At 68.8% G+C, this 20,231-nt stretch carries 16 protein-coding genes; 10 read left to right on the top strand and 6 right to left on the bottom strand.

Annotation, left to right across the window (positions count from 1 at the left end; genetic code table 11):
• Position 1 precedes the first annotated feature (1 nt).
• A complete protein-coding gene (locus RIN46_RS03360; protein WP_309079985.1) occupies positions 2-934 on the top strand; it encodes a M56 family metallopeptidase in 933 nt (310 codons plus the stop codon).
• Between the two features lie 18 nt (positions 935-952).
• Here the strand turns inward: RIN46_RS03360 and RIN46_RS03355 are convergent, their stop codons facing one another.
• On the bottom strand, positions 953-3,058 hold the full coding sequence (locus RIN46_RS03355; protein WP_309079986.1) for a DNA topoisomerase IV subunit B: 2,106 nt from the start codon (positions 3,056-3,058) through the stop codon (positions 953-955).
• Between the two features lie 254 nt (positions 3,059-3,312).
• Here RIN46_RS03355 and RIN46_RS03350 point away from each other — a divergent pair, with 254 nt between their 5' ends.
• Positions 3,313-3,540, top strand: coding sequence for a hypothetical protein (locus RIN46_RS03350; protein ID WP_309079987.1), 228 nt, complete (start codon positions 3,313-3,315; stop codon positions 3,538-3,540).
• A 232-nt stretch (positions 3,541-3,772) separates the two neighbouring features.
• Here the strand turns inward: RIN46_RS03350 and RIN46_RS03345 are convergent, their stop codons facing one another.
• From RIN46_RS03345 to RIN46_RS03335, 3 genes are all read right to left on the bottom strand, one after another.
• On the bottom strand, positions 3,773-5,107 hold the full coding sequence (locus RIN46_RS03345) for an RNA polymerase sigma factor (protein ID WP_309079988.1): 1,335 nt from the start codon (positions 5,105-5,107) through the stop codon (positions 3,773-3,775).
• A 332-nt stretch (positions 5,108-5,439) separates the two neighbouring features.
• Positions 5,440-6,639 (bottom strand): DUF4192 family protein, encoded by a 1,200-nt coding sequence (locus tag RIN46_RS03340; protein WP_309079989.1) that lies wholly within the window; start codon positions 6,637-6,639, stop codon positions 5,440-5,442.
• A 92-nt stretch (positions 6,640-6,731) separates the two neighbouring features.
• Entirely contained in the window at positions 6,732-7,646 is a 915-nt protein-coding gene (locus RIN46_RS03335; protein ID WP_309079990.1) for a PAC2 family protein, read from the bottom strand.
• 249 nt (positions 7,647-7,895) lie between these two features.
• Here RIN46_RS03335 and RIN46_RS03330 point away from each other — a divergent pair, with 249 nt between their 5' ends.
• The 4 genes from RIN46_RS03330 (at position 7,896) to RIN46_RS03315 (ending at position 13,570) form a co-directional block, all read left to right on the top strand.
• Positions 7,896-9,416 carry a leucyl aminopeptidase gene (locus tag RIN46_RS03330; RefSeq protein WP_309079991.1) on the top strand — a complete coding sequence of 507 codons (1,521 nt, stop codon included), beginning with the start codon at positions 7,896-7,898 and terminating at the stop codon, positions 9,414-9,416.
• Positions 9,417-9,647: 231 nt separating this feature from the next.
• A complete protein-coding gene (gene lpdA, locus RIN46_RS03325; RefSeq protein WP_309079992.1) occupies positions 9,648-11,027 on the top strand; it encodes a dihydrolipoyl dehydrogenase in 1,380 nt (459 codons plus the stop codon).
• A 159-nt stretch (positions 11,028-11,186) separates the two neighbouring features.
• A complete protein-coding gene (gene sucB / locus RIN46_RS03320; protein ID WP_309079993.1) occupies positions 11,187-13,073 on the top strand; it encodes a 2-oxoglutarate dehydrogenase, E2 component, dihydrolipoamide succinyltransferase in 1,887 nt (628 codons plus the stop codon).
• A gap of 143 nt (positions 13,074-13,216) precedes the next feature.
• Complete coding sequence (locus RIN46_RS03315; RefSeq protein ID WP_309079994.1) at positions 13,217-13,570, top strand: hypothetical protein; 354 nt, start codon at positions 13,217-13,219, stop codon at positions 13,568-13,570.
• A 70-nt stretch (positions 13,571-13,640) separates the two neighbouring features.
• Here the strand turns inward: RIN46_RS03315 and RIN46_RS03310 are convergent, their stop codons facing one another.
• A complete protein-coding gene (locus RIN46_RS03310; protein ID WP_309079995.1) occupies positions 13,641-15,188 on the bottom strand; it encodes a serine/threonine-protein kinase in 1,548 nt (515 codons plus the stop codon).
• 420 nt (positions 15,189-15,608) lie between these two features.
• Here RIN46_RS03310 and lipB point away from each other — a divergent pair, with 420 nt between their 5' ends.
• Genes lipB through RIN46_RS03295 form a run of 3 tightly spaced genes read left to right on the top strand, consistent with a single transcriptional unit; the run spans position 15,609 to position 18,028 of the window.
• On the top strand, positions 15,609-16,325 hold the full coding sequence (gene lipB, locus RIN46_RS03305) for a lipoyl(octanoyl) transferase LipB (protein ID WP_309079996.1): 717 nt from the start codon (positions 15,609-15,611) through the stop codon (positions 16,323-16,325).
• Positions 16,322-17,257 (top strand): lipoyl synthase, encoded by a 936-nt coding sequence (lipA, locus tag RIN46_RS03300; protein WP_309079997.1) that lies wholly within the window; start codon positions 16,322-16,324, stop codon positions 17,255-17,257. Before lipB ends, lipA begins: the two co-directional genes overlap by 4 nt.
• Before the next feature lie 12 nt (positions 17,258-17,269).
• A complete protein-coding gene (locus RIN46_RS03295; RefSeq protein WP_309079998.1) occupies positions 17,270-18,028 on the top strand; it encodes a DUF4191 domain-containing protein in 759 nt (252 codons plus the stop codon).
• Positions 18,029-18,134: 106 nt separating this feature from the next.
• Here the strand turns inward: RIN46_RS03295 and RIN46_RS03290 are convergent, their stop codons facing one another.
• A complete protein-coding gene (locus RIN46_RS03290) occupies positions 18,135-18,497 on the bottom strand; it encodes an RDD family protein (RefSeq protein WP_309079999.1) in 363 nt (120 codons plus the stop codon).
• Positions 18,498-18,776: 279 nt separating this feature from the next.
• Here RIN46_RS03290 and glnA point away from each other — a divergent pair, with 279 nt between their 5' ends.
• Positions 18,777-20,201: a type I glutamate--ammonia ligase gene (gene glnA / locus RIN46_RS03285; protein ID WP_309080000.1), complete on the top strand. Its 1,425-nt coding sequence runs from the start codon at positions 18,777-18,779 to the stop codon at positions 20,199-20,201.
• Positions 20,202-20,231: the final 30 nt, after the last annotated feature.

The raw sequence follows: 20,231 nt of genomic DNA, 5'->3' as shown, positions 1-20,231 counted from the left end.
CGTGCTGCTGACCTCCTACCTCCTCGCGGGCCTCGCCATCGCGCTGGCGTGGCCCGTCCCCGTCTGGCTGTCCAAAGCCGAATTCGTCGCGCGCGCGCCCATCGCCACGCTGATCCTCTGGCAGGCGATCGCCCTGGCGGGCGGGCTCTCCATGATCGGCGCCTTCGCCCTCTGGGGACTGGCGCCGCTGGGCGACAGTCTCGTGGCGAGCCTCGTCGAGTTCTGGAGGGTTGTCAGCGGGCGGACCTCGGCCGACGGCCTGGGGGCGCTGCACCTGTTCGCCCTGAGCACCGCGGCCCTGCTCGGCGTGCACCTGGTGTTCACGCTCCTGCTCACGTGGATCCGCGTGCACCGCCACCGCATCCGGCACCGCCGGCTCCTGTCGCTGCTCTCCAACCCGTCCCCCACCATCCCGAGGACGGTGGTGGTCCAGCACGACACCCCCGTCGCCTACTGCGTCCCCGGGGTGACCAGCGCGGTCACGGTCGTCTCCCGCGGCCTCATGGACGCGCTCGACGACGACGGCCTCGCAGCCGTGCTGGCCCACGAGCGTGCGCATCTCGAGCAGCGCCACGACCTGCTGCTCCTCGCCTTCGAGTCCTGGCACCAGGCGCTGCCGTGGCTTCCGACGTCGCGTCTGGCGCGCTCGGCTGTCCACGAGCTGATCGAGATGCTGGCGGACGACGCCGCCCTGCAGCAGGTGCCGCGGCAGACGCTGCTGCGCGCTGTCGTCACCGCCGCCACCGGCGAGTCGCCGGTGGCGGGCGCGGAGGCGGCCCTGCCGGAGGGCGGTCTCTCGACGCACCGGCTCAAGCGGCTGATCACGGCTCCCGTGCCGCTCCCCCGCGCCGCGGTGGCCGGGCTCGCCTCGGCGTCGGCCCTGCTCGTCCTGGTGCCCACCGGGCTGGTCCTCGTCCAGGCCGTCCTCGACTGACGCCGGTCGGTCGGGCCGTCAGGCGTCGATCTGCTCGCGGTCCAGCCGCTGGGAGCCGGTGATGATGAAGTCCTTCCGGGGCGCCACGTCGCTGCCCATGAGCAGCTCGAAGATCCGCTCGGCGCGCTCCGCGTCCTCGATGTTGACCCGGCGCAGCGTGCGGTGCCGCGGGTCCATCGTCGTCTCGGCCAGCTGCTCGGCATCCATCTCGCCGAGGCCCTTGTAGCGCTGGATCGGCTCCTTGTACTTGCGGCCCTCGGACTCCAGCCGGTCCAGCACGCGGTGCAGTTCGGCCTCGCTGTAGGTGTAGACCATCTCGTTCGACTTCGACCCGGGGTTGACGACCTCGACGCGGTGGAGCGGAGGCACGGCCGCATAGACGCGTCCGGACTCGACCATCGGGCGCATGTAGCGGAAGAAGAGCGTCAGCAGCAGCGTGCGGATGTGGGCGCCGTCGACGTCCGCATCGGTCATCAGGATGACCTTCCCGTACCGGGCGGCGGAGAGGTCGAAGCTGCGGCTGGACCCGGCCCCGATGACCTGGATCAGAGCCGCGCACTCGGCATTGTTCAGCATGTCCCCGACCGAGGCCTTCTGGACGTTGAGGATCTTGCCGCGGATGGGCAGCAGCGCCTGGAAGTCCGAGCTGCGCGCCAGTTTGGCGGTGCCGAGGGCGCTGTCGCCCTCGACGATGAAGAGCTCGGACTTCTCGACGTCGTTGCTGCGGCAGTCCGCCAGCTTGGTGGGCAGGGAGGACCCCTCCAGGGCCGTCTTGCGCCGCTGCGTCTCCTTGTGGACGCGCGCTGAGATCCGCGACTTCATCTCGTTGACGACCTTGTCGAGCAACTGGCTCGTCTGCTGGCGGTCGGCGCGGGCCGTGGAGGCGAGTTTGGCCTTGAGCTCCTTCTCGACCACCTTCGACACGATCTGCCGGACGGCCGAGGTGCCGAGGATCTCCTTGGTCTGCCCCTCGAACTGGGGTTCGGCGAGGCGGACGGTGAGGACGGCGGTCATGCCGGCGGCGACGTCGTCCTTCTCGACCTTGTCGTTGCCGGCCTTGAGTTTCCGCGCGTTCGCCTCGATGTGCCTGCGGAACGTCTTGAGCAGCGCCTGCTCGAAACCGGTCTGGTGGGTGCCGCCCTTGGGCGTCGCGATGATGTTCACGTAGCTGCGCACGGTCGTGTCGTAGCCGACGCCCCAGCGCAGGGCCACGTCGACCTCGCAGACCCGCTCCATGTCGGTGATCTTGCTGCGCCCGCTCGCGTCGAGGACGGGGACGGACTCGTGGAAGGTCCCCGTCCCGTGGAACCGCCAGACGTCGGTCACGGCGGCGTCCGGCGCCAGGAACTCCACGAACTCGGAGATGCCGCCGTCGTGCTGGAAGACCTCGACGACCGGGGCATCCGCGCCCGCCGTGCCGGGCAGTCGGCGCTCGTCGCGGAGCTCGATCCGCAGCCCGGGGACGAGGAACGAGGTCTGCCGGGCCCTGGCCTGCAGTTCCTCGTAGGAGAACTTGGCGTCCGGGGTGAAGATCTGGCGGTCGGCCCAGTAGCGGATCCGCGTGCCCGTGACGCCGCGCTTGGCCTTGCCGACGACGTCGAGCTCGGACTGCTGGACGAACGGCGCGAAGGCGGCGTCCGGCTTCGGTTTGCCGGTGTCCGTGAACCGGCCGGGTTCCCCGTGCCGGAACTGCATCCGGTACGTCTTCCCGCCGCGGTCCACCTCGACGTCGAGCCGCGCCGAGAGCGCGTTGACGACGCTGGCGCCGACGCCGTGGAGGCCGCCGGAGGCGGTGTAGGAGCCGCCGCCGAACTTGCCGCCCGCGTGCAGCTTGGTGAACACGACCTCGACGCCGGAGAGACCGGTCTTGGGCTCGATGTCGACCGGCACACCTCGGCCGTCGTCGCGGATCTCGACGGAGCCGTCGGGGTGGAGGACCACGGTGATGCTCTGGCCGAAGCCAGCCAGCGCCTCGTCCACGGAGTTGTCGATGATCTCCCAGAGGCAGTGCATAAGGCCGCGGGAGTCCGTGGAGCCGATGTACATGCCGGGGCGCTTCCGGACCGCCTCCAGGCCCTCGAGCACGGACAGGTGCCGTGCGCTGTACTCAGAACTCGGTGCCACGCGGCAGCAACTCCTTCGGGGTCGGTCAGGGGAATGGGACTGCGATCCCCGCAAGTTTACGAGCCCCGGGGCCTCGAGCCGAGCTGCCCCGCCGGGCGGGGCCGAACTGACGTCCAGGGAGGCGAGCGCGCCGTGCGGGACGCCACCCGGCGCGGACCGGTGTGCTACGCGGTGAGCGAAAGACACGCTTTGACGGCATCGAATCGCGGCCCGAACTGGTTTGATGGAGTGCATACCGACTAGAGGAGGTCGTCATGAGTGCAACTACAGTGGCAGAACGCGAACTCACCGCGCTCGATCGCTGCGATCGCTGCGGTGCCCAGGCATACGTGCGGGCGATTCTGGCGACCTCGGGCGGGGAGCTTCTCTTCTGCGGGCACCACGCTCGCGAGGTCGAGTCGAAGCTGCGTCCCCAGACCTCGGAATGGCAGGACGAGACCAGCAAGCTCCACGAGAAGCCGTCGTTCGCGGCCGTGGACTGAACCCGGATCCGCGGGCCCGCCGCTTGCGGACGGGGATCACGAAGCGGCCGGTCACCCTCGGGCGACCGGCCGTTTCGCTGTCTCCGGCGACCGCTCCGAGTCCTACGGGCACGGCGGCGGGGCGCGCATCGGTCCCGGCCGGTAGCGGCAGTGTGGCGGCCGGTGGCGGCCCGTGCCGGGAACGACGACGGCCGCCGGGTCAGGGACCGGGCGGCCGTCGCTGCTTCGACGTCTAGTCGAGGTAGTCCCGCAGAACCTGCGAGCGGGACGGGTGGCGCAGCTTGGACATCGTCTTCGATTCGATCTGACGGATGCGCTCGCGCGTCACGCCGTAGACCTTGCCGATTTCGTCTAAAGTCTTCGGCTGTCCATCGGTGAGGCCGAAGCGCATCGCCACGACGCCCGCCTCGCGCTCCGACAGCGTGTCCAGCACCGAGTGGAGCTGCTCCTGCAGGAGCGTGAAGCTCACGGCGTCGGCCGGGACGACCGCCTCGGAGTCCTCGATCAGATCGCCGAACTCCGAGTCGCCGTCCTCGCCCAGGGGGGTGGACAGAGAGATCGGCTCGCGTCCGTACTTCTGGACCTCGATGACCTTCTCAGGGGTCATATCGAGCTCCTTCGCCAGCTCCTCCGGCGTGGGTTCGCGGCCCAGGTCCTGAAGCATCTGGCGCTGCACGCGAGCGAGCTTGTTGATGACCTCGACCATGTGCACTGGGATGCGGATGGTGCGGGCCTGGTCGGCCATGGCGCGCGTGATCGCCTGACGGATCCACCAGGTGGCGTACGTCGAGAACTTGAAGCCCTTGGTGTAGTCGAACTTCTCCACGGCACGGATCAGGCCCAGGTTGCCCTCCTGGATCAGATCCAGGAAGAGCATGCCGCGGCCGGTGTACCGCTTGGCCAGCGAGACGACCAGTCGGAGGTTCGCCTCGAGGAGGTGGTTCTTGGCGATCTTGCCGTCGTGGACGATCTGCTCGAGGTCCCAGCGCAGTCGCTGATCCATCGAGTCGCCCTCTTCGGCGAGCTTGTGCGACGCGTAGAGGCCCGCCTCGATGCGCAGGGCGAGATCGACCTCCTGCTCCGCATTGAGGAGAGCCACCTTGCCGATCTGCTTGAGGTAGTCCTTGACCGGGTCAGCGGTCGCGCCGGCGACGAGCACCTGCTGCTGCGGGGCATCGTCGTCGTCCGAGGAGAGCACGAAGCCGCGGCTCTCCTCCTCGACGGGCTTGCCCGGCTTGTCGCCCGCCTCGGGATCGACCACGCCGGCCTCGGGCTCCTCCGGCTCCGGCTCGGCGGCCTCCGGCTCCGGCTCGACCGCTGCCTTCTTGGCGGCGCCGCGGGTCGACTTCGCACGCGTCTTCTTCGGAGTCTCCTCGGCGTCGGACTCGCCGGCAGCAGCGGCCGCCTCGGCCTTCGCCTTGTTGAGCCTGCGCGTCCGCGCGCTCTTCTGCCCCGGCGTCAGGTGCTCCTCCTCCTGGTTCGCCGGGGTCGTCTCTTCTGCGCTCTGGGCCGCGGTCGTCTTCGCCCCGCCTCGGTCGGTCTGAGAGCTGGTCTCGGTAGCTGGCACGAATTACCTTCCTCACGTGAGATCCGTGGAGTCGCCGGGTGGGTAACGCCACTATGACCCTGTCAAGTCCGGTTGATCGCTCACGGCGATCCCGACTGCAGGGCCTCGTACAAGAGAACGTCTGCAGTCGTCCCTGTGTTCCCGCTCCGCGAGAGGAGCTGGAACCGCTTGCGGGCCTCTCGGCACCGCCAGGAAAACTCGGACCCAACCGGGTCTGCGTCCCAGTGTCTCACGAATCGGCCGGAATCTCGCACCCGCGTGGCCCGGTGGATGACGCCGTCACCGACTCCGAGCAGGCCCCCCTCCCGGGGGTCCGCCGGCGTCCGCAGCTCTCAGGCGGCGGCGTCGAGCCCGCACCGTCGCCAGGCCCGCCGTGGGTTCTGCACCCAGGCCGCGAGCGATCCCCGGCTGAGCAGCGTGACCAGCACCTGGGCCACGTCGTCGTGCGCCAGGAACGGCCGGCCCGCCTCCAGCAGCCGGCTGGCGGCGGAACTGCGTCCCCGGGCCCACTCGATCCAGGCGAGCATGGTCATCAGCGACGAGCGTTCCGTCGCGTCGGCGGCGGCTACCAGTTCGTAGCCGACGCGCCACAACCGGTCCAGCGTCTGCCAGTCCGGGGCGATGTCGAGTTCGCCGATGATCAGCTCCACAGCACCAGAGGCCAGACGGTGGGACTTGCGGAGCAGGCTGGACTGCATCCGGGGGGTGAACCCCGGGTCCCCCGGCTCCTTCGGCAGGCGTTCGGCACGCTCGGCCCCGGCGGCGATGTAGAGCAGGAAGTTCCGGCTCTGGAGCCGGTGCATTCCGGCCAGCAGGGCTGCCGTCGTCGAGACATCGGCCCGGAGCCGCGCGCCGACGGTCGCGGAAGGCTCACGAAGCAGGTCGTCCCAGAGCAGCATCAGCGAGCGGAGCGTCCGCGGCGGCACGTCGCCCGAGAGAGCGGCGTCGACGCCTCGGCGGACACCGTCCCGCCCCGGCCACGGCGCGGTGTTCCTGCCGTCCCAGAGGCCGGCCTTCGGGGCGCTCCCCCGCACGGTGAGCTCGAGGTGCGTCTCCGTCCGCTCCAGGACGGAGAGCAGATTGCCCTCCTCCGGGCAGCAGGCCGGCCGGGGGCACCGGTAGTGGCGCCACGTCTCGGTCCCGACGTGCCACGCACCGCGCATCGCGACGTTCTGCAGCGCCAGGACGACCTCAACTTGCTCGAGCAGGTCGCCGTGCGGGGCGCCGGGTCCGGCGGACTCGGGACTGTAGACCACGATGACCGCTCCGTCGGCGTTCGGGATCTTCTCCAGGAAGGCGGCGTGCTTCAGCGCGTAGACGCCGTTCTGCTCCTCCCGTTCGGCGGCCGGCGTCGCCGGGGACGGCAGGTCCGTGCGGAGCGTGGCGACGAGCCGCTTCCCGTCGAGGACGAGCGTGACGAGGGCGTCGCGCGGCTCGAACCCGAGGAGGTGCGGTACGAGGGCGAGAACGCTCTCGGAGTCGGAGACGGTGATGGCGTCGTCGGGGGCCGGGGGCTGGGGCGTCGATGTCATGCACCGACTCTGCGTCCGCTCCCCCGGGCCGCGGGAGCGCGCCCGGGCCGCTGTGGACCGCGACTCGGACGGGCGGGCCTGTGGAGGAGGAGTCAGTCGTCGGCGGCGCGTGAGGAGAGGTATGCCTCGGCCGCGTCCGCCAGGTCCTCGCCGTCCGGCAGCGAGTCGCCCGCCCCGAGCAGGAGCGAGCGGCGTCGATCTGCCGGCGCGGCCTCGTCGAACCGGCGCTCGAACGCGTGGACCATCCGCTGGATCTCCGGCGACCCGGCCACTTGCTGGTCGATCTGCTCCTCGACCGTCCGGCCGGCCTCCCGCAGCCGGTCGGTCGGGAGCCCGAGGCCCAGGGCGGCGCCCAGGTGCTCCAGGGCCGCCACGGCGACCTGCGGGTACTCGGCGTCGCCGAGGTAGTGCGGGACGTGCAGGGCGTAGCCGACGACGTCGCGCCCGGCCTTCGACAGCTCGACCTCGATCAGGTTGGCGACCGAGGCCGGGATCTCGGCCCGCGGGTTCCAGGTCGTGATGCCCTCGGCGAGATCGGGGCGCGTCCCGTGGACCGTCACACCGAGCCGACGGGTGTGGGGCACCGGCATCGGGACGCCGCTGAAGCTCGCGGTCAGCCGCACGTTCAGGCCGACGGCGAGCCGGACGATGGCGGTCACGAACCGGTCCCACTGCAGATCCGGCTCCGGACCGGTCAGCAGGAGGAACGGAGTGCCGAGCCCGTCCACGAGCCGGTAGAGCTCGATCCGGGGACGCTGGTACGCGGCGAAGTGGTCCCCGAGGAAGGAGATCTGGGGCCTGCGGGCACGGTAGTCGATGAGCTGGTCGGCGTCGAAGCTGGCGACCAGCACGGCGTCGAGCTCCTCCAGGAGCGTTGCGCGCACCTGCGGGATGACATGTCCCGCGTCGGCGTGGCCGTCGAGGGCGACCACTAGATCGCGCCCCTGCAGCTCGACATCGTCGATGATCTCGTCGTTGAGACGAACAAGTGACAACGGGTCCAGCACGTTCTCTCCTCTCCCCACCGCGGCGGCTGTCTGCGCGGGCGGGCCTCCCGGCCCGTTCTGCTCAACCTCGCGCCCGACTCGTTTGTTCCCTCCGGTCGGTGGCGCCAGGAACCGCGAACATCCTAGCGCCGCCCCCGAACAGGGGGTGCCCACGCGTTACGATGCAGACGACCGTTCACCGTAGGAAAGACGCCCGCGGGCGTCGCCACCGCAGCCGGCACCGTGCCGGGCATTAAGGACCCAGACTCTGTGATCACCCCATCCGATCTGAAGTTGACCGCCGTATCGACCGACATCAAGCGGATCTCCGCCGACGCGCTGGTGCTCGGAGTGGCTGCCGCCGACAAGGCGACCAAGCGTCCCGCGCGGATCGTCTCGTCGCCGCTGCCAGCCGGTGAGACCGCCGCACTCGACCGGGCGCTGCCCGCCGTGGGGGCGACCGGCCGCGCGGACGAGGTAGTGCGCCTGGGCGCACCGGACGGGACGCGGGCCGACGTCGTCGTGCTGGTGGGCCTCGGAGCAGTGGGGGACGACGGCGTCGACCTGGAGACGCTGCGCCGTGCCGCGGGCTCGGTGGCCCGGCAGGTGACCGGCCTGGGCAAGGTCCTGTTCGCGCTTCCGGCTGGCGACGTGGAGAGCGCGGCGGCGGTCGCCGAGGGCATCTCGCTCGGTGCCTACCGGTTCGACGCCTACCGCTCGGATCAACCGGACGAGACGCTGCTCTCCGAGGGAATCGTCGCCACGGAGGCCTCCACCGAGGCCGGTCTGCCCGCTGCCCTCAAGCGGGCCGCCGTGCTGGGCCGCTCCGTCCGTGCAGTACGCGACCTCGTGAACACGCCCTCGAACGACCTGTACCCGGAGGTCTTCGCCCAACTGGCGTACGACGCCGGGAAGTCCGCCCGCGTCAAGGTGACGGTCCTGGACGAGAAGCGGCTGGACAAGGACGGCTACGGCGGCATCATGGCCGTCGGTCGGGGATCGTCCCGTCCGCCTCGGCTCGTCAAGGTCGAGTACTCGCCCTCGAAGCCCGTGAAGCATCTGGCCATCGTCGGCAAGGGAATCACCTTCGACACCGGCGGCATCTCCATCAAGCCCGCGCAGAACATGCACCACATGAAGTCGGACATGGCCGGCGCCGCGACCGCGTTGGAGACCGTGCTCGCCGTCGCCGAGCTCGGCCTGCCCGTCAAGGTGACGGCGTGGCTGTGCCTGGCCGAGAATATGCCGTCCGGCTCGGCGACGCGCCCCGGAGACGTGGTGACCATGCTCAACGGCAAGACCGTCGAGATCCTCAACACGGACGCCGAGGGCCGACTGGTCATGGCCGATGGCCTCACCGCCGCGAGCGAGGAGAAGCCCGACGTCGTGCTGGACATCGCCACCCTCACGGGGGCACAGATGGTCGCCCTGGGGCGTCGCACCACGGGGATCATGGGCGACGACGCGATCCGAGACGCCCTCGTCGAGGCCTCACGGACCGCGGGCGAGACCGCGTGGGCGATGCCCCTCCCGGAGGAACTGCGCCCCTCCATCAAGTCCGAGGTCGCGGACCTCGCCAACATCGGTGAGCGCAACGGCGGCATGATGACGGCGGCGGTCTTCCTGAAGGAGTTCGTGGGCGAAGTCGACGGGCGAGCGATCCCGTGGGCACACCTGGACATCGCCGGCCCGTCGTTCAACGACGCGTCGCCCTACGGATACACGCCCAAGAACGGAACCGGGACGATGCTCCGCACGCTGGTGAGCTACACGGAGCGGCTGGCGGAGTAGGGTCGGCAGGGACAGTCGGCGGGTCGGCATGCAGGTCCGCCGGCGGTCGACGACACCGAGGACGGGGTGCGGTGACTTACGCCCGACGCGAATGCCGGGCTCGACCCAATCCGGCTAAGGTGTCTTTTGACAGAACACAGAAAAGAGCTGGTGACGGCAGCCGCCTGATCCTGCTCGCCCATTGCAATCCCGTCCTGTCGGGAGCAGATCACATCGCGAGGGAGCGTTCACGTGGCCGAATCGGCAACACCGCAAGAGTTTGACGTCCTGATCCTCGGCGGCGGCAGTGCCGGCTACTCGGCCGCGCTGCGGGCCGTGCAGCTCGGATTCAGCGTCGGTCTCATCGAGAAGGCCAAGCTGGGCGGCACCTGCCTGCACACCGGTTGCATCCCGACCAAGGCGTACCTGCACTCGGCGGAGCTCGCCGAGAACGCGCGCGAGGGCGCCAAGTACGGCATCAACTCGACGCTCGAGTCGATCGACATCGCGAAGGTCCGTGACTACAAGGACGGCGTCGTCGCGGGCAAGTTCAAGGGACTGACCGGCCTGCTCAAGATGAAGAAGGTCACCACCATCGAGGGCAACGGCCGTCTGGTCGCGCCCGACACCATCGACGTCGACGGCGTCGCCTACAAGGGCAAGAACATCGTCCTGGCCACCGGTTCCACGTCCAAGACCATGGGCATCGAGATCGGTGGCCGCGTCATGACCTCGACCGAGGCCTTGAACATGGACACCCTGCCCAAGTCGGCCATCGTCCTCGGCGGTGGCGTGATCGGCGTCGAGTTCGCGTCGGTCTGGAACTCCTTCGGCGTCGACGTGACCATCATCGAGGGCCTGCCCAGCCTGGTTCCGAACGAGGATCCGGCGATCATCAAGAACCTCGAGCGCGCCTTCAAGAAGCGCGGCATCAAGTTCAACACCGGCACCTTCTTCGAGAAGGTCGAGCAGAACGACTCCAGCGCGAAGGTGACGCTGGCGGATGGCAAGGAGTTCGAGGCCGACCTCGTCCTCGTGGCCGTCGGTCGCGGGCCGGTCACGGAGGGGCTCGGCTTCGAGGAGCAGGGCGTCAAGCTGGATCGCGGCTTCGTGATCCCCAACGAGCGTCTGCACACCGGCGTCGGGAACGTGTACGCCATCGGCGACATCGTCCCGGGCGTGCAGCTGGCCCACCGCGGGTACCAGCACGGGATCTTCGTCGCCGAGGAGATCGCCGGCCTGAACCCGGTAGTGGTCGAGGACATCAACATCCCCAAGGTCACCTTCTGCGAACCGGAGATCATGTCCGTGGGCTACTCCGAGCCCAAGGCCGCTGAGAAGTTCGGCAAGGACGCCATCGAGACGGTCGAGTACAACCTCGCGGGCAACGGCAAGTCCTCGATCCTCGGTACCAGCGGCATCATCAAGATGGTCCGGCTCAAGGACGGTCCCATCGTCGGTGTGCACGGCATCGGCGGCCGGATCGGCGAGCAGATCGGCGAATCCCAGCTGATCGTCAACTGGGAGGCCTACCCGGAGGATCTCGCTCCGCTCATCCACGCACACCCGACGCAGAACGAATCGCTCGGCGAGGCGGCCCTGGCCCTCGCCGGCAAGCCGCTGCACGGCTAGACCGCGCAGCGCCGGTTCGGTGCCGCGCCCGTCACGTCCGTTCCGCGACGGGCGCGGCACCGAACCGGTGAACTAAGCTCACCCATAGTCGTCCGAGGCCGGCAGCCCACGCCGTCGTACCTCGAACAGTTTGCTAGCCCTAAGGAGAACGGGGACGAAATGTCTGAAACCGTGAACTTGCCCGCCCTCGGTGAAAGCGTCACCGAAGGTACTGTCACACGTTGGCTGAAGGCCGTCGGCGACCGAGTCGAGGTCGACGAACCACTGGTGGAGGTCTCCACCGACAAGGTCGACACCGAGATCCCGTCGCCGGTCGCCGGCGTCATCGAGGAGATCTTCGTCGGCGAGGACGAAGAGGCCGAAGTGGGCGCCCCGCTGGTTCGCATCGGCGACGGCAACGGGTCCGACGACGCCCCGGCGCAGGGCGAGAGCCCTGCTGAGGAGCCCGCGGCCGAGGAGGCCCCGGCCGAGGAATCGTCCGCCGAGGAGGCCCCGGCCGAGGAATCGTCCGAAGAGGCATCTGCCGAGAAGCAGGGTTCCGACTCCGACTCTACGGATGAGGCATCCGGTGACGCCGCAGAGGTGACGCTGCCGGCCCTCGGCGAGTCCGTCACCGAGGGTACCGTGACGCGTTGGCTCAAGGCCGTGGGCGACGACGTCGCCGTCGACGAGCCGCTGCTCGAGGTGTCCACCGACAAGGTCGACACCGAGATCCCGTCGCCGGTGGCCGGCACTCTGCTCGAGATCCGCGTCGGCGAGGACGAAGTCGCCGAGGTCGGCGCAGTGCTCGCACTCGTGGGTTCCGGCGCTCCCTCCGGTTCTGACGACAAGTCCGCCGCCCCGCAGGAGGAGGCCCCGAAGCAGGAGGAGGCCCCGAAGCAGGAGGAGGCCCCGAAGGAGGACGCTCCCAAGCAGGAGGAGGCCCCGAAGGAGGACGCTCCCAAGCAGGAGGAGGCCCCGAAGCAGGACGCTCCCAAGCAGGAGGAGGCCCCGAAGCAGGACGCTCCCAAGCAGGAGGCGCCCAAGCAGGAGGCACCGAAGCAGGAGGCACCGAAGCAGGAGGCGCCCCAGGCCGAGAAGCCGAAGGAGAGCCAGGCCGGCGGTGCCAGTGAGGGCTACGTGACGCCGCTGGTGCGTCGCCTCGCGTCGCAGAACGACGTCGATCTCAGCACCGTGGAGGGCACCGGCGTCGGCGGTCGCATCCGCAAGCAGGACGTCGAGGCCGCTATCGAGGCCAAGAAGGCGCAGAGCGCCCCGGCCCAGGGCTCCTCGAGCCCCGCCGCGCCGGCAGCCAAGAGCGCGCCGACGACCGAGGCGTCGTCGCTGCGCGGCACCACGGCCAAGGCTCCCCGGATCCGGCAGGTCATCGCCCGGCGCATGCGCGAGTCGCTGGACGTCTCGACGCAGCTGACGCAGGTGCAGGAGGTCGACATGACCCGCATCGCCAAGCTGCGCACCAAGGCGAAGGCCGGTTTCAAGGCGACCAACGGCACGAACCTCACGTTCCTGCCGTTCATCGCGAAGGCAGTCACCGAGGCGCTCAAGCAGCACCCCAAGCTGAACGCGGAGTACGACGAGGAGAAGCAGGAGATCACGTACCACGGTGCGGAGCACCTGGCGATCGCCGTCGACACCGACAAGGGCCTGCTGGTCCCCGTCATCCAGGATGCCGGCGATCTGAACCTCGCCGGCCTGGCAGGGAAGATCGCCGATGTTGCGGGCCGCACCCGCGACGGCAAGATCGGACCGGACGAGCTCTCCGGCGGGACCTTCTCGATCACTAACATCGGCTCTGTCGGTGCCCTGTTCGACACGCCGATCATCAACCAGCCGCAGGTGGCCATCCTGGGCACCGGCGCGATCGTCAAGCGTCCGGTCGTCGTGACGAATGAGGAGGGCGACGACACGATCGCCATCCGGCACATGATGTACCTGTCGCTGACCTACGATCACCGCCTGGTCGACGGCGCTGACGCGGGCCGCTTCCTGCAGACTCTCAAGGCACGCCTCGAAGGAGGCGCTTTCGAGAGCGAGCTCGGGCTCTAGCCCCGACGTCCGCTCGTCGTAGCACGTCGCACGGCCCGCGGGGCGGAATCCTGTACCAGGGTTCCGCCCCGCGGGCGTCTGCCGCGTGATTCCTCGCGCGACGGTGCTTTTCGACGAGTCGTCGAACTGCGTAAGCTGAATTCATGGATTTCCTGCACGCACTTCTGGTCTTCTTCCACCTGCTCGGCGCGGCCGCGCTGGTCGGTGGATGGCTCGCATCATTCAAGACGCCGACTGTCGGCACGTGGCAGCACGCTGGTGCCTGGGTCCAGCTCGTCACCGGCCTGGCACTCACTTTTCTGGCCGAGATGGACCCGGACGGAGGCGAGCTGAACCACGCCAAGATCGGCGTCAAGCTCGTCCTCCTGATTGCGGTGCTGGTGGCAGCGATCATCGGCCGCCGCAAGATGAAGAACGGGGATCCCGTCCCGACGGGCATCGCCCACACGGTCGGGGGCTTCTCCCTCGTCAACATCGCCCTCGCGGTGTTCTGGTAGGCCTCCCTGCGGGGTATCCGCCGCGCACCCACCCGCGGGGGACACCGACAAAGGGCCGTTTCCGGGCGTTCTACGCTCCCGGGAGCGGCCCTTGGCGTATCGCGGAGATTCTCCACCCGGCCTGTTCCTCCCAGACGAGATCCAGGACCAGAGGGACGGGCTCCCCCGCCGGCATGCTCTCCACTGGCGCACCGTCGATCGTCTCCACCTCATAGGCGTCGATCGTGGCCACCGCCTCGACCGTCGCGGAAGGCCCCTCCCGCTCGATGAGCTCGACGTCCGTCAGGGAGGTCTCCAGACCGGAGTAGCGCAGACCGCTCTCGGCCAGCTCGCCGATGATGACCAGGTCTCGTGCCGCGCTCTCCTCCCCCGTGTAGATGCGTCCCAGCTGATCGACGTCCGCCGCCTCGAGAGCGACGTCGCGAGCACTTGCCAATGCGACCACGGCTTCCTCGGGGGTCGCCGGCGCTCCTGGTCTCCCTTCGGCGGTCTCGGTGTGGTCCTGGGAGGTGCGGTCGTCGGAGTCACCGGCGGCACTGGTCGGCTGCACGGTGGATTCCTCGCGGTCACCGACGAGGAGAAGAGCAACACTCGACAGAGCCACCCCAAGGAGGGCAACGGTGCCGGCTCGCAGCGCGATCCGTCGGAACCGCTCGCCCCTGCCGGGGGTCGCCCCGCGGAACCGCCCAGGTCGCCTCGAGCCGTTGCTCCTCGTCGCCCGGCCGCTCGGACCAGCCGGCGCCCCGGCGCGGAACAACGGCGACTGCGGAGCCCGCCCGCCGCCGCGTAGGGCACCCAGGAGCCCGGGACGCCTCCGTGACGAGGCGGGCAGCTGCGTGACGAGACGAGCCATCCCGACATCGTCGACCGACCCGACCAGGTCCAATGGCTCCGCGGGTCCGGCCTCGAAGATCCCCGTGTGCGCCTCCGCTGCGCTCGGCCGCTGCCGGGCGTCCTCAGACAGCGCGGCCTCGACGAGCCCGGCGACGCCGGCGCCGATCTCCGGCACGAGGCTCGGGAGGGGTGGACGCGTCGCCCTCGGGCCCGGTGGCCGACCGGTGAGCACGTACCAGGCCACGGCACCCCACGCGTAGACGTCCTGCCGCGGCCCGGCAGCCATCTCTGGGTCGACCATCAACTCCGGGGCCGCAAAGCCGGCAGAACGGCCGGCGGCGCCCGGGCGTCCCAGCAGACCAGCGAGCCCGAAGTCGGTCAACTTCGGCATCCCGGCGGCGGTGAAGAGCACGTTCGCGGGACTGATGTCGCCGTGAGTCACGTCACGCCCGTGAAGGTAGTCCAGAGCCGCCGCCATCGGCGCGAGGACCGTCACCGCCTGCCCCGGCGTCAGTGCGCCCTTGGTCTGCACCAGCCGCTCCACGGACCCGCCCGGCAGCATCTCCATGAGCAGGCCGGTGCCGACATCCGCACGGGCGACACCGTGCACCGCTACGAGGTAGTCGTGATCCAGTGCCAGGAGCACCTCCGTCTCGCGTCGTCGGAGCCCGGACCAACCGCCATCGCCCTCCGAGACGATCTTGAGCGCGAGCGGGGATTCGGCCGAGCGGGCACTGACTTCATAGACGAGCCCCGTGCTGCCCCGTCCGATCGTCCGGACCACCTCGACGTGTTCCAGTGTCCGGGACAGGCCCAAGTGCTGTGCGTCTGTGCCCTCCCCCGCCGGAGACTCGACCGGCCCGTCGGACGGGCCCGCTCCCGGGGCCTCCTGCCGATGCCGCCTGGCCTCGGCCGACTCCGCTGCGGCGGATGCGCCCCGCGGCGCCTCTGCCTGTGCCGGCGCTGTGGCGTCTGCCGCCGGCGGGCGAGGGGCGACGACGTCGACCGGCGCTGGCTCCGCCGCGTGTCTCCCGCGGCGCTGCGGCGGGAACTCCGGAGGTGTCTCGGATTCGAGGAAGTCCATGTACCCGTTCTAGTCCTTTCCGGCGTAACGCGCAGAAACTATCCACAGGCAGCGCAGAGCGGCCGTGTAGCACTTGCCGGTGAGTGGAATCACCCCACGCTGCGGCGTAGGCTGACCGTTATGCCACTTCAGTTCCGCCCCCTCGGGTTCGCGCCCGATTTCGTCGACTATCGGCAGTGCTGGGACCTCCAGCGAACGATCCACCGCGAGGTCTCGTCCGGGGAGAGAGAGCCCGAAGTGCTCCTGCTGGAGCACGCGCCCGTCTACACGGCCGGGAAGCGCACCGAGCCGGAGGACCTGCCCATCGACGGCACGCCGGTCGTAGACGTCGACCGGGGAGGCAAGATCACCTGGCACGGACCGGGTCAGCTGGTCGCGTACCCGATTGTCCCGCTGGCCGACAAGTCGGCCGTCAAGGACTACGTCTGGCGGCTCGAGGAGATCCTCATCCGCGTCGTCGCGCAGTACGGCATCGACGCTGTACGCGTCGATGGCCGGGCCGGGGTCTGGGTGCTCGGCGACGGGATCCAGCAGGACCGCAAGATCGCCGCGATCGGAATCAGGGTCCTCCGCGGCGTCACGCTGCACGGATTCGCGCTGAACTGCTCCAACTCCCTGGACCCCTACGGCAACATCATCCCCTGCGGCATCACGGACGCCTCCGTGACCAGCATCAGCGCAGAATCCGGACGTCCGGTAGCACCGTCGGACGTCCTCGACATCGTCCGGCGGGAGTTCGACAGCATCCTCCCGCCCGCACTCGGAGATCGCACGCCGGCTACCGCCGCTGCAGGATCATCCCCCGCCCAGCACCCCACACATGGAGTTAACGCATGACACTGGCACCCGAAGGCCGCCGCCTGCTCAGGATCGAGCAGCGCAATTCCGAGACACCCGTCGAGCGCAAGCCCGACTGGATCAAGGCCAAGGTGAATATCGGCCCCGAGTACGTGGAGCTGAAGAACCTCGTGAAGTCGGAGGGTCTCCACACCGTGTGCCAGGAAGCCGGGTGCCCGAACATCTTCGAGTGCTGGGAGGACCGCGAGGCCACGTTCCTCATCGGAGGGTCGGAGTGCACGCGCCGCTGCGACTTCTGCCAGATCGATACGGGCAAGCCGGCCGCACTCGACCGGGCGGAGCCGTTCAAGGTCGCCATGAGCGTCAAGAAGATGGAGTTGCGATACGCGACGGTCACCGGTGTGGCACGAGACGACCTCGAGGACGAGGGAACGTGGCTCTACGCCGAAACGGTCCGGCAGATCCATCGCATGAACCCGGAGACGGGTGTGGAACTGCTGATCCCCGACTTCTCCGGCAACCCCGAGTTCCTGGATGCGATCTGCGATTCCGCGCCCGAGGTGTACGCCCACAATGTCGAGACAGTGCCCCGCATCTTCAAGCGCATCCGGCCTGCTTTCCGCTACCAGCGTTCCCTCGACGTCATCACGCACGGACGTCAGCGCGGCCTGATCACCAAATCGAACCTGATCCTCGGCATGGGCGAGACCCGTGCTGAGATCTCGGAGGCGCTCCGCGACCTCCACGAGGCCGGTTGCGACCTGATCACAATCACCCAGTACCTCCGCCCGACGGAGCGCCACCTGCCGGTGGACCGCTGGGTCAAGCCGCAGGAGTTCATCGAGCTCAAGCAGGAGGCCGAGGAGATCGGCTACCTGGGCGTCATGAGCGGCCCGCTCGTGCGCTCGTCCTACCGTGCGGGCACTCTGTGGAGCGAGGCCGTGCGGAAGAAGGAACTACAGATCACGTAGAATTGACCTATTATGGCCAAAACCCCCACCGACGCATCCGCAGAGGAGCCGCAGAAGCGCGGCCTCTTCACCCGTAAACCGAAGGCCGAGAAGGCCGCCAAGGAGCCCGGCCGGCTGAAGCAGATGGGCCAGGTCTTCCGGATGACCCGCCGCCACGACCCCAGTGTCGTGTGGTGGATGCTCCTGGCGTTCCTGGGCACCATCGCCGTCGGGCTCGCCATCGGCCTGTTGATCAACAACTGGATCACGGCCGTCCTCATCGCGATCCCCGTTGGCCTGCTCCTCGCGACGGTCATTCTCTCCCGGAGGGCCGAGACGGCCGCCTTCGCCCAGATCGAGGGCCGCCAAGGTGCCGCAGGCGCCGCGATGAGCGTCCTGCGCCGTGGCTGGATCATCAAGGAAGAGCCAGTCGCGATCTCCCCCCGCACCCAGGACCTGGTCTTCATGGCCATCGGACGCCCGGGAGTCGTCCTCGTCACAGAGGGGCCGACGGGCCGGGTCCGTCCGCTGGTCGAGGGAGAGAAGCGCCGTCTGGCGCGGGTACTGCCGAACGTCCCGATCCACATCATCAACGCCGGATCGGACGAGAACCAGACGAAGCTCGGCGACGTCTCGAAGAAGATGAAGAAGCTGCCGAAGTCCCTCAACAAGGTGGAAGTCCAGACAGTCGACCGACGCATCAGCTCGCTGAACATGAACAAGATGCCGGTGCCGAAGGGCATCGATCCGACGCGCGCCCGTCCGGACCGGCGCGCCATGCGCGGCCGCTAGGTCTCCATGCCGCAGTACAGCAGTGGGGCCGCCCCGGTTCGGGGACGGCCCCACTGCTGTACTCGAGACGCGTCCATCGGAGGAACGGCCCGGCCGTTCCTCCCGCTCAGCGGATCTTGACCAGAATGGTCCCGCGGACCCTGTCGTGGAGTCCGCGTTGATCGGCGTCGGTGACGAATGCCGGAACGACCAAGCACATCAGGAGCGTGCGGACCACTCCATCAAGCGGCCGGACCGGACCACCGGCGACGCGCTGGACCTGCATCCCCATGATCCGGTGTCCGATCGTGTGCCCGGTGAGGCCGACGAGGACGAGCGTCATCGCGCCGAAGATCACCAAGTTCGCCGTCGCGTCGCCGTCGAAGAAGAAATGGGAGACGACCATGGCGAGCGCCCAGTCGATGCAGAGGGCTACCACCCGCGGGCCGATGCGGGCCACACTGCCGGGGCCGCGCTCTGGTCGACCCATTCTCCGACCGGGCCAGGCTTCACTGTTCAGCTGGGGCGGGCCTTCGAGCCACGACCCGAGGTCTCTTCTCTCCACCGACCCAGCGTACCGTGAGCGCCTCGAAGGCCCGGGCGCCGCCGTGGACGCACCGGCCCTGGGCGGCCGTGTTACACCGCGGAAACAATTGCGACACTGCCGGGTAACGCCGGTTCGTTAGGATCGTTACATCATCGGGGCCCGACACCCGAGGCGCATGCCTTACGAACGCGCGCGCTGATTGCACACAAGGAGCAGTTCTAGATGTTCAAGAATCCGGACGAAGTCCTCAAGTACATTGCCGACGAAGAAGTGAAGTTCGTCGACATCCGATTCACCGATCTCCCGGGTGTCCAGCAGCACTTCAACGTCCCCGCGAAGTCCGTGGACGCAGACTTCTTCGTGAACGGCCAGCTCTTCGACGGCTCCTCGATCCGCGGTTTCCAGGGCATCGCCGAATCCGACATGCAGCTCATCCCGGACGTCTCGACCGCCTTCATCGACCCGTTCCGCGTGGAGAAGACGCTCGCCATCAACTTCTCGATCATCAATCCGCGCACCGGAGACCCATACCACCGCGATCCGCGTGGCGTCGCGGAGCGCGCCGAGGCCTACCTCGCCTCGACCGGCATCGCCGATACGGCGTTCTTCGCCCCCGAGGCCGAGTTCTTCATCTTCGACAACGTGCAGTACGCGTCGACGCCGCAGGGCTCCTTCTACAAGGTCGACTCCGAGGAGGCACCCTGGAACACCGGCCGCAAGGAGGAGGGCGGCAACCTCGGCCACAAGACGCCGGTCAAGGGCGGGTACTTCCCCGTCGCACCGATCGACAAGCAGGCCGACCTGCGCGATGCGATCTGCGTCGAGCTCGACGCGGCCGGGCTCGAGGTCGAGCGTAGCCACCACGAGGTCGGTGCTGCCGGCCAGGCGGAGATCAACTATCGGTTCGACACGCTGACCCATGCAGCGGACGACATCCTGAAGTTCAAGTACATCGTCAAGAACGTCGCGCAGGCCTTCGGTCAGACCGCGACCTTCATGCCGAAGCCGATCTTCGGCGACAATGGCTCGGGCATGCACTGCCACCAGTCGCTCTGGGCCAACGGCGAACCCCTGTTCTACGACGAGAAGGGCTATGCCGGCCTGTCGGATATTGCTCGCTGGTACATCGGCGGACTGCTCAAGCACGCCTCGGCCGTCCTGGCCTTCACCAACCCGACCGTGAACTCGTACCGGCGTCTGGTCAAGGGCTACGAGGCCCCGGTGAACATGGTCTACTCGCAGGGCAACCGTTCCGCCGGTATCCGCATTCCGATCACCGGTTCCAACCCCAAGGCCAAGCGTATCGAGTTCCGTGCGCCGGATCCCTCCTGCAATCCGTACCTGGCCTTCTCCGCCCAGCTCATGGCCGGGCTGGACGGCATCAAGAACCGCATCGAGCCCGCCGCCCCGATCGACAAGGACCTCTACGAGCTCCCCGCCGAGGAGGCCAAGGACATCCAGGTCGCCCCCGGCTCGCTCGACGAGGCCCTCGAGGCCCTGGAGAACGACTACGAGTTCCTCTTGGCCGGCGACGTCTTCACCGAGGACCTCATCCAGGCGTGGATCGCCTACAAGCGCGAGTTCGAGATCGAGCCGCTGTCGCTCCGCCCGAACCCCTACGAGTTCGAGCTGTACTTCAGCTGCTAGTCCTGCGGCCGGTCGGGCGGTCCGGAGCTC

It is taken from the genome of Zhihengliuella sp., from assembly GCF_031178195.1.
In the GTDB taxonomy this organism is placed as follows: Bacteria; Actinomycetota; Actinomycetes; order Actinomycetales; family Micrococcaceae; genus Zhihengliuella.
The sequence above is the reverse complement of the archived record's forward strand: the minus strand, read 5'-3'. Positions and strand labels throughout refer to the sequence as shown.

Coding starts and splice junctions, on each gene's coding strand:
- RIN46_RS03350 (WP_309079987.1), top strand. CDS start 3,313: ATGAGTGCAACTACAGTGGCAGAACGCGAACTCACCGCGCTCGATCGC.
- RIN46_RS03340 (WP_309079989.1), bottom strand. CDS start 6,639: ATGACATCGACGCCCCAGCCCCCGGCCCCCGACGACGCCATCACCGTC.
- sucB (WP_309079993.1), top strand. CDS start 11,187: ATGTCTGAAACCGTGAACTTGCCCGCCCTCGGTGAAAGCGTCACCGAA.
- RIN46_RS03315 (WP_309079994.1), top strand. CDS start 13,217: ATGGATTTCCTGCACGCACTTCTGGTCTTCTTCCACCTGCTCGGCGCG.
- lipB (WP_309079996.1), top strand. CDS start 15,609: ATGCCACTTCAGTTCCGCCCCCTCGGGTTCGCGCCCGATTTCGTCGAC.
- lipA (WP_309079997.1), top strand. CDS start 16,322: ATGACACTGGCACCCGAAGGCCGCCGCCTGCTCAGGATCGAGCAGCGC.
- RIN46_RS03295 (WP_309079998.1), top strand. CDS start 17,270: ATGGCCAAAACCCCCACCGACGCATCCGCAGAGGAGCCGCAGAAGCGC.
- RIN46_RS03290 (WP_309079999.1), bottom strand. CDS start 18,497: ATGGGTCGACCAGAGCGCGGCCCCGGCAGTGTGGCCCGCATCGGCCCG.
- glnA (WP_309080000.1), top strand. CDS start 18,777: ATGTTCAAGAATCCGGACGAAGTCCTCAAGTACATTGCCGACGAAGAA.